General features: G+C 74.2%; 9 protein-coding genes. 7 read left to right on the top strand and 2 right to left on the bottom strand.

From position 1 onward, the window contains the following. Nucleotides 1-3 precede the first annotated feature (3 nt). Nucleotides 4-1,347 (bottom strand): nicotinate phosphoribosyltransferase, encoded by a 1,344-nt coding sequence (locus AC1DXT_RS18580; RefSeq protein ID WP_477062771.1) that lies wholly within the window; start codon nt 1,345-1,347, stop codon nt 4-6. An 85-nt stretch (nt 1,348-1,432) separates the two neighbouring features. Between AC1DXT_RS18580 and clpS the strand changes: the two genes are divergently transcribed. The 7 genes from clpS to AC1DXT_RS18545 all read left to right on the top strand — a co-directional run bounded on the left by clpS (nt 1,433) and on the right by AC1DXT_RS18545 (nt 7,249). Continuing rightward, on the top strand, nt 1,433-1,699 hold the full coding sequence (clpS, locus tag AC1DXT_RS18575; RefSeq protein ID WP_477062777.1) for an ATP-dependent Clp protease adapter ClpS: 267 nt from the start codon (nt 1,433-1,435) through the stop codon (nt 1,697-1,699). Beyond that, nucleotides 1,699-2,346 carry a DUF2017 domain-containing protein gene (locus AC1DXT_RS18570; RefSeq protein ID WP_477062770.1) on the top strand — a complete coding sequence of 216 codons (648 nt, stop codon included), beginning with the start codon at nt 1,699-1,701 and terminating at the stop codon, nt 2,344-2,346. Before clpS ends, AC1DXT_RS18570 begins: the two co-directional genes overlap by 1 nt. Before the next feature lie 25 nt (nt 2,347-2,371). After that, nucleotides 2,372-3,187 (top strand): glutamate racemase, encoded by an 816-nt coding sequence (murI, locus tag AC1DXT_RS18565; RefSeq protein ID WP_477062769.1) that lies wholly within the window; start codon nt 2,372-2,374, stop codon nt 3,185-3,187. Then, nucleotides 3,184-3,972 (top strand): MBL fold metallo-hydrolase, encoded by a 789-nt coding sequence (locus AC1DXT_RS18560; RefSeq protein WP_477062768.1) that lies wholly within the window; start codon nt 3,184-3,186, stop codon nt 3,970-3,972. The genes murI and AC1DXT_RS18560 overlap by 4 nt, the downstream gene beginning before the upstream one ends. 191 nt (nt 3,973-4,163) lie before the next feature. Then, a complete protein-coding gene (rph, locus tag AC1DXT_RS18555) occupies nt 4,164-4,970 on the top strand; it encodes a ribonuclease PH (RefSeq protein WP_477062767.1) in 807 nt (268 codons plus the stop codon). After that, a complete protein-coding gene (gene rdgB / locus AC1DXT_RS18550) occupies nt 4,967-5,581 on the top strand; it encodes an RdgB/HAM1 family non-canonical purine NTP pyrophosphatase (RefSeq protein WP_477062766.1) in 615 nt (204 codons plus the stop codon). Before rph ends, rdgB begins: the two co-directional genes overlap by 4 nt. A gap of 6 nt (nt 5,582-5,587) precedes the next feature. Next, a complete protein-coding gene (locus AC1DXT_RS18545) occupies nt 5,588-7,249 on the top strand; it encodes an ABC-F family ATP-binding cassette domain-containing protein (RefSeq protein ID WP_477062765.1) in 1,662 nt (553 codons plus the stop codon). Here the strand turns inward: AC1DXT_RS18545 and AC1DXT_RS18540 are convergent. Next, entirely contained in the window at nt 7,239-7,859 is a 621-nt protein-coding gene (locus AC1DXT_RS18540; protein ID WP_477062764.1) for a Pr6Pr family membrane protein, read from the bottom strand. The genes AC1DXT_RS18545 and AC1DXT_RS18540 overlap by 11 nt on opposite strands. Between the last annotated feature and the right edge of the window lie 7 nt (nt 7,860-7,866).

The following is a 7,866-nucleotide window of genomic DNA, read 5'->3' as shown; positions in this document are numbered from 1 at the left end:
CCTTCAGTCCCCGAGCCGCAGCGCCACGGTCGGCACCGCTGCCTCGTCGGCAGACAGCCGTCGCGCCCCGCGCGGCAGCTCGTCCCGCGAGGCGCGGTGCCGTTCTGCTGCCCGGCGCACGCCGTCCGGCCCTGTCCAGTCGGTGTCGACCACCCCGTCGGTGACGAGCGGGACGTGCAGGGCGCGCAGCGACGCGTCGGAGGACGACCAGGTGCGGACGTCGTCGTCGCGGCCCGTGACGAGCACCTCCTCCACTGCCCGGCCGTCGGCCCCCAGTCTCCGCGCGGCCGCCTTGCGGCCCCCGACGCTGATCTTCCCGCGCGCCGCCTTGGCCACCGGCGCCAGCGCTCCGTCGGCCCCCTCGCGGGCGACCAGCTTGTAGACCATCCCGCACGTCGGTGCCCCCGACCCGGTGACCACCGACGTGCCCACCCCGTAGGAGTCCACCGGAGCGACCGCGAGCGACGCGATCGCGTACTCGTCCAGGTCAGACGTCACCGTGATCTTCGTGCCTTGCGCGCCTGCCTCGTCGAGCTGCGCCCGCACCTCGTGCGCCAGGACGCCGAGGTCGCCGGAGTCGAGCCGCACCGCGCCCAGCCCGGTCCCGGCCGCCGCCAGCGCGAGCTCCACGCCGCGCCGGACGTCGAAGGTGTCGACGAGCAGCGTGGTGCCGGTGCCGAGCGACGCGACCTGCGCGGCGAACGCCGCCGCCTCGTCGTCGTGCAGCAGCGTGAAGGCGTGGGCCGCGGTGCCGATCGTCGGCAGGCCGTACCGCCGTCCTGCCTCGAGGTTGGACGTGCCCACGAACCCCGCGACCACCGCCGCCCTGGCCGCCGCGACCGCCGCGTCCTCGTGCGCTCGACGCGACCCCATCTCGAGGCACGGCCGGTCGACGGCGGCGCTGGTCATGCGGGACGCAGCGGACGCGACCGCCGAGTCGTAGTTGAGGATCGACAGGACGAGGGTCTCCAGCAGCACGGCCTCGGCGAACGTGCCCTCGACCACCATCACCGGGGACGACGGGAAGAACACCTCACCCTCGGCGTACCCGACGACAGAGCCGGTGAACCGGTAGTCGGCGAGGAACGTGAGGGTCGCGTCGTCGACCACGCGCTCGTCGGCGAGCCAGTCGAGCTCGGGCGCCCCGAACCGGAACCTCTCGAGGGACTCCAGGACCCGCCCGGTCCCCGCGAGCACGCCGTACCGCCGGCCGGCCGGGAGCCGCCTGGTGAACACCTCGAAGACGCAGCGCCGGTCCGCGGTCCCGTCGGCGAGGGCGGCCTGCAGCATGGTGAGCTCGTAGCGGTCGGTGAGCAGCGCCACGCTGGGCGGGTGCGGGTCGGTCATGGGCCCAACGTAGGGCGCGTGTGCCCGACCGGCGCGGCGCCCACCTACAGTGGACGGCGTGCCAGTGCAGACCCTTCCCGACGCCATGGTCGAGGAGGAGGAGAAGACCGACGTCGCCGATCCGTGGGTGACGATCGTGTGGAACGACCCGGTCAACCTCATGAGCTACGTGACGTACGTGTTCGAGTCGTACTTCGGGCATCCGAGGGCGAAGGCCGAGAAGCTCATGAAGCAGGTGCACGAGCAGGGCCGGGCGGTCGTCTCCACCGGTTCGCTCGAGGCGATGGAGGTCGATGTGCAGGCGATGCACGGGTTCGGGCTCTGGGCGACGCTCCAGCGCAGCGGGCAGTGATGCGCGGCTTCAAGCGCCGCCGCGGCATGTACGCCGCGCGCCTCGACGCGGACGAGCGCGAGGTCGTCGCGGCTCTCGTCGCGGACGTCGCCGAGCTGCTGGGCGGCGGTCGCCTGGAGTCGCGGGACCCGGTCCCTGCCGGGGACGGAAGCCCGCGGATGCGGATCGAGCCGCTGGCACCCCCGTCGGACCCCGCCGTGCGACGCCTCCTGCCCGACGCCTCGCGCGACGACCCGGAGATCTCCGCGGAGTTCCGGCGGCTGACCGAGGACGACCTGCGGGCCGACAAGATCGCCCGCCTCGCCCGGTTCTGGGACGCGCTGACGACGCCCACCGACGGCTGGCGCGCTGACGCGCTCGTCATCGCCCCGGACGACGCGCGGGACGTCGCTGCGGCGATCACGGACCTGCGCCTGGTGCTCGCCGAGCGCCTCGGCATCCGGACCGACGAGCAGGCCGAGCACCTGTACGACACCCTGCTCGACTCGCCGCAGGCCGAGGTCGCGCAGGAGGCGGCCGAGACCCTCGACCCCGCCGCCCGCCGGTACCTGGTCGCCGTGTACGGCGCGCTGAGCTGGCTTCAGGAGTCGCTCGTCGAGGTGCTGCTGCACGACCTGCGCGCCGCCGGTCGCCCGGGCGAACCGTGAGCGCGCAGCGGTTAGGCTCGTCCGCGTGAACGACGCCCCCCTCGGCATCTTCGACTCCGGCGTCGGCGGGCTCACCGTTGCCCGGTCGATCCTCGACCAGCTGCCCCAGGAGTCCACCCTCTACATCGGCGACACGCTGAACACCCCGTACGGGTCGAAGCCGCTCGCCGCCGTGCGGGCGCACGCGCTCGAGGTCATGGACGACCTGGTCGACGCCGGCGTGAAGCTGCTGGTCATCGCGTGCAACACCGCGTCGTCGGCCATGCTGCGGGACGCCCGCGAGAGGTACACGCTGCGCCGGGGCATCCCGGTGGTCGAGGTGATCCTGCCCGCCGCGCGACGTGCCGTGGCGGCCACCCGGTCGGGGCGCATCGGGGTCATCGCCACCAAGTCCACGGTCGAGTCGCGCTCGTACGACGACGCCTTCGCCGTGGCGCCCGGGATCGAGCTGACCACCCGGGCGTGCCCGGAGTTCGTGCCCCTGGTCGAGGCCGGCATCACCTCCGGCCCCGAGGTGCTCGCGTACGCCCACGAGTACCTGGACCCGGTCCGGGAGGCCGGCGTCGACACCCTGGTCCTCGGCTGCACCCACTACCCGTTGCTCACCGGGGCGATCTCCTACGTCATGGGCGAGGAGGTCACCCTCGTGTCGAGCGCCGAGGAGACCGCCAAGGACGTCTACCGCACGCTCGTCGCGCACGACCTGGAGCGTGACCCCGCGGCGGGTCCGCCCACGCACCGGTTCCTGGCCACGGGCGACCCGGCGCAGTTCCGCACCCTCGCCCGGCGCTTCCTCGGCCCGGAGGTCGAGACCGTCGAGTCCAGCGCGGCACTGCGATGAGGCTCACTGTCCTCGGCTGCGCCGGCTCGTTCCCCGGCCCCGACTCGGCGGCCTCGGGGTACCTCGTCCAGGCCGACGACGCCGACGGGCGCACGTGGACCGTCCTGCTCGACCTCGGCAACGGCGCCCTGAGCGCCCTCCAGCGGTACGGCGACCCCACCGGCCTCGACGCGATCGGTCTGTCGCACCTGCACGCCGACCACGTGGCCGACATGGTGGTGCTCAACGTGCTGCGCAGGTACCGCCCGGAGGGGCCCTGCGCCCCGGTCACGGTGCACGGGCCGACCGGGACCTCGGAGCGCCTCGCGCAGCTGGCCGGGAAGGACCCCGCCACCAGCACCGACGGGCAGTTCGACGTGGTCGAGTGGCGTGCCGGATCGCCCGTCGTCGTGGGGCCGCTCGTGCTGCAGCCCGTGCCCGTCGAGCACCCGATCCCCGCGTTCGGGATCCGGGTCTCCGGGCCGAGCGACGCGGATCCCGCCCGGACCGTCACGCTCGCCTACACGGGGGACACCGACGCGTGCGAGGGCCTCGACGCCCTCGCCGCGGGCGTCGACCTCCTGCTCTCCGAGGCGGCGTACGTCGAGGGTCGCGACGACGCCTCGCGCGGTGTCCACCTGACGGGCCGACGCGCCGGTGAGGCCGCGGCGCGCGGGGGAGCGGGCCTGCTCGTGCTCACGCACATCCCGGCCTGGAACGACCCCGCGGTGACCGTCGCCGAGGCGTCCGCGGTGTACGACGGGCCGATCGAGCTGGCCCACCCCGGCGGAGTGCACGTCCTCTGAGGACCGCAACGTCCGCACTCGAGGGGGTTCCGGCCCTCCGGAGCGCGGACGTCCGGGGTGCCAGCCTGGTCGGCGACGAGTTCTCGCTGCGTCCGGGGGTGTCGGGGCGCGCGGTGCATGCCGCGGCCTCGTCGGCGACGGGTTCTTGCCGGCGTCCGGGGGTGTCGGGGCGCGCCGTTAGGCTCGTCGTCATGACTTCTGCTGCCACCACCTCGTCTGCGACCGGGAGCCCGACGCGCGTCCGCGCCGACGGACGTGCCCCCGACCAGCTCCGTCCCGTGACCCTGACGCGCGGCTTCCTGGAGGCGGGCGAGGGCAGCGTGCTCGTCGAGTTCGGCGGAACCAAGGTGCTCTGCGTCGCGTCGTTCACGCCGGGCGTGCCGCGCTGGAAGAAGGGCTCCGGCGAGGGCTGGGTCACCGCCGAGTACTCGATGCTCCCGCGCGCGACGTCCAGCCGCTCGGACCGCGAGTCGGTCAAGGGGCGCGTCGGGGGCCGCACGCACGAGATCTCCCGGCTGATCGGTCGCTCGCTGCGCGCGATCATCGACGTCTCCGCGCTCGGCGAGAACACGATCGTGCTCGACTGCGACGTGCTTCAGGCCGACGGCGGCACCCGGACCGCCTCGATCACGGGCGCGTACGTCGCGCTCGCCGACGCGGTCGCGTGGGCTGTGGAGAACAAGCACATCCCCAAGAACAAGGTCGTCCTGCGCGACTCCGTGGCCGCCGTGAGCGTCGGCATCGTCGACGGGCTGCCGGTGCTGGACCTGCCCTACGTCGAGGACGTGCGCGCCGAGACGGACATGAACGTCGTGGTCACCGGGTCGGGCACGTTCGTCGAGGTGCAGGGCACCGCCGAGCACGCGCCGTTCGACCGGGCCGAGCTCGACTCGCTGCTGGATCTCGCCGTCGCCGGCACCGCCCAGCTCACGGCCCTGCAGGTCGCGGCGCTGGCCTCGGCACCGGGCGACGGGTCCGCTACCCGGCTGGCCCGGTGAACGCCCGCCTGGTTCTCGCGACGCACAACGCCCACAAGGTCGGCGAGCTGCGCGCGATCCTCGCCCCGGTCCTGCCAGGGCTCGACCCGGAGTCGGTCGTCGGAGCGCGGGACGTCGACGCCCCCGAGCCCGTCGAGGACGGCCTGACGTTCACCGAGAACGCGCTGATCAAGGCGCGCGCGCTCGCGGCGTTCACCGGGTTGCCCGCGGTCGCGGACGACTCCGGGCTGAGCGTGGACGTCCTCGGCGGGGCGCCGGGGATCTTCTCCGCCCGCTGGGCCGGCCGGCACGGCGACGACTCAGCCAACCTCGCGCTCCTGCTCGCGCAGCTGGCCGACATCGCGGAACCGCACCGCGGGGCGCGCTTCGTGTGCGCGGCCGCGCTGGTGACCCCGGACGGGTTCGAGCACGTCGAGACCGGCACGCTCGAGGGTGTGCTCGCGACCGAGCCCCGCGGCGCCGGCGGCTTCGGGTACGACCCGATCCTCGTGCCGACCGGCGACACCCGGTCGTGCGCGGAGCTCACGCCCGCGGAGAAGAACGCGATCAGCCACCGCGGCACGGCGTTCCGCGCGCTCGTCCCGACGCTGGTGCGGGTGCTCGGGGGATGACCCGCGGTGTCTGACGGCCACGTTCAGCTGGTGGCGGACGGGGTGACCTACGGCTACCCCGGGCACCCGGTGCTCGACGGTGTCGACCTCGCGGTCGGTGCGGGGGACCGGGTGGGCGTCGTCGGCGAGAACGGGGCCGGCAAGACGACGTTGCTGCGGGTCCTCGCGGGCGAGCTCGCACCGCAGACCGGCACCGTGCGGCGCAGCGGCACGCTCGCCTCGGTGGAGCAGGAGCTCGACGCACCCGGCGGCGCGACCGTCGGCACCTTCGTCGCGGAGGCCCTCGGCGGCATCCGGGCGGCGGCAGGAGAGCTCGAGGCGGCGATCGCGGGGTTCGACCACGAGTCCGGCGACCTCGCGCGGCTGACCGCCGCTGTCGCCCGCTACGAGCACCTCGCCGCCTGGGACGCCGACCGCCGCGTCGACGAGGCGCTCACGCGGTTCGGGGCCCCGCGGGAGGCGGACCGGCGGCTGGACCAGCTGAGCGTCGGCGAGCGGTACCGGGTGCGGCTGGCGTGCCGGATCGGTGAGCGTGCGGACCTCCTGCTCCTCGACGAGCCCACCAACCACCTCGACGCGGCGGGGATCGACTACCTGACCGCCCGCCTGCGGGAGTGGCCCGGGGCGGTCGTCATCGTCACGCACGACCGCCGTCTGCTCGACGACGTGATGACCGCGATCCTCGACCTCGATCCCGCCATGGACGGCCGCCCCGCGCTGTACGGAGCGACGCGCTACTCCGACTACCGCTTCCTCAAGAGCCAGATGATCCGGCGCTGGCGGGCGCGGTACCGGGCCGAGCGCAAGCGTGCGGTCCAGCTGGCCGAGCGGCTCGACTCGACGTACGAGAACCTCTCCGACGAGTGGCGCCCGCCCAAGGGTTCCCAGACGCACCGGCGTGCCACCCGCGCGCGGGGTCACGTCAAGGCAGCGGACCGGCTGATCCAGAAGCTCGAGGCCGACGCCGTGGAGGTGCCGACGCCGCCGCTGGTGCTCACGTTCCCCGACCTGCCCTCGCTCCCGCCGCAGCCGCCGACCGGGCCGCTCCTGGACCTGCGCGCGCCGCGGGTGACCGGTCGCCTCGACCTCGCCGGGGTGCGCGTCGACGTCCCGGCGTGCGGGCGCCTGCTGGTCACCGGACCCAACGGCTCCGGCAAGTCGACCCTGCTCGCGGCGCTGGCGGGGTCCGTCCGGCTCGACCGCGGGGTGCGCTCGATCGCGCCCGGCGTGCGGCTCGGGGTGCTCGCCCAGGAGGGGCCGACGGAGCACGCCGCGGCCCTCGTCGCCCATCCGCGCGCTGCCGGGGCCGCCGAGCAGCTGTCCGGGTTCGACGCGTACGCCCGCCACGCGTTGACGCTCCTCGAGGCGCAGCTGCTCGATCCCGGTCAGCTGGTCCCGATCGCCGCACTCGGTCTGCTCACGGAGGAGGACCTCGACCGGCCGCTGCGCGAGCTCTCGGTCGGTCAGCGGCGCCGGTTCGACCTTGCGTGCGCGCTGCTCGCGGCGCCGCACGTGCTCATCCTCGACGAGCCGACGAACCACCTGTCCGTCGGGCTGGTCGACGAGCTCACGGCCGCGCTGCGCGCGACGTCCGCCGCGGTGGTCGTCGCCACGCACGACCGCCGGATGCGCGCCGACCTGGCGGACTGGCCGGAGCTCAGTCTCTGACCGGGCGCGGTGCCGGCGGCAGGACCCGCTCGAGCGCCAGGGTCGCGAAGGCGAGCGCGAGGAAGACCACCGCCACCACGCCCGTGCGCACCAGCGCCGAGGCGTACCCGATCTGCGAGACGTCGAGGAACGGGTACGGGTACCAGTCGACGATCGCGCCCCGGACGAACGTGTAGGCGATCCAGGCGAGGGGGTAGACGAGCGACCAGCCGACGACGGCGGGGGAGAGCCGGGGACGGGGCCCGACGACGAGCCAGGCCGCGACCGCGCCGACGGGCGACAGCGTGTGCAGCAGGAAGTTGGAGACGGCGCCCGCCTGCGTCAGCTCCTGCAGGCCCGCGAGGACCGAGTGGTAGACGATCCCCGTCACCGCGATGCACAGCAGCGCGTCGAGCCGTAGCACCGCGAACACGCGCCCGCGCCGGTCCGGGCGCCACAGGAGCATCCCGGACGCGACGGCCGCCAGGATGTTCGACTGGATCGTGAAGTAGCTGAACAGCCGGACCAGCCGCGTCGTGAGGTCCTGCGCGCCGAGCGCCGTGACCACTTCCATGAGGATGCCCACGCCGGCCGCGACGAGGACGATCCCGTGCAGGATGCGTGCCAGCACGAACCTG

This window comes from Cellulomonas sp. P1_G12_2, assembly GCF_056405535.1.
Note: the sequence above shows the minus strand (reverse complement) of the source record. Positions and strands in the feature narration are given on the sequence as shown.

Bases quoted from the DNA above. Each gene is read 5' to 3' on its own strand.
- AC1DXT_RS18570 (WP_477062770.1), top strand. From the start codon at position 1,699: ATGCGCGGCTTCAAGCGCCGCCGCGGCATGTACGCCGCGCGCCTCGAC.
- AC1DXT_RS18560 (WP_477062768.1), top strand. From the start codon at position 3,184: ATGAGGCTCACTGTCCTCGGCTGCGCCGGCTCGTTCCCCGGCCCCGAC.
- clpS (WP_477062777.1), top strand. From the start codon at position 1,433: ATGGTCGAGGAGGAGGAGAAGACCGACGTCGCCGATCCGTGGGTGACG.
- AC1DXT_RS18580 (WP_477062771.1), bottom strand. From the start codon at position 1,347: ATGACCGACCCGCACCCGCCCAGCGTGGCGCTGCTCACCGACCGCTAC.
- rph (WP_477062767.1), top strand. From the start codon at position 4,164: ATGACTTCTGCTGCCACCACCTCGTCTGCGACCGGGAGCCCGACGCGC.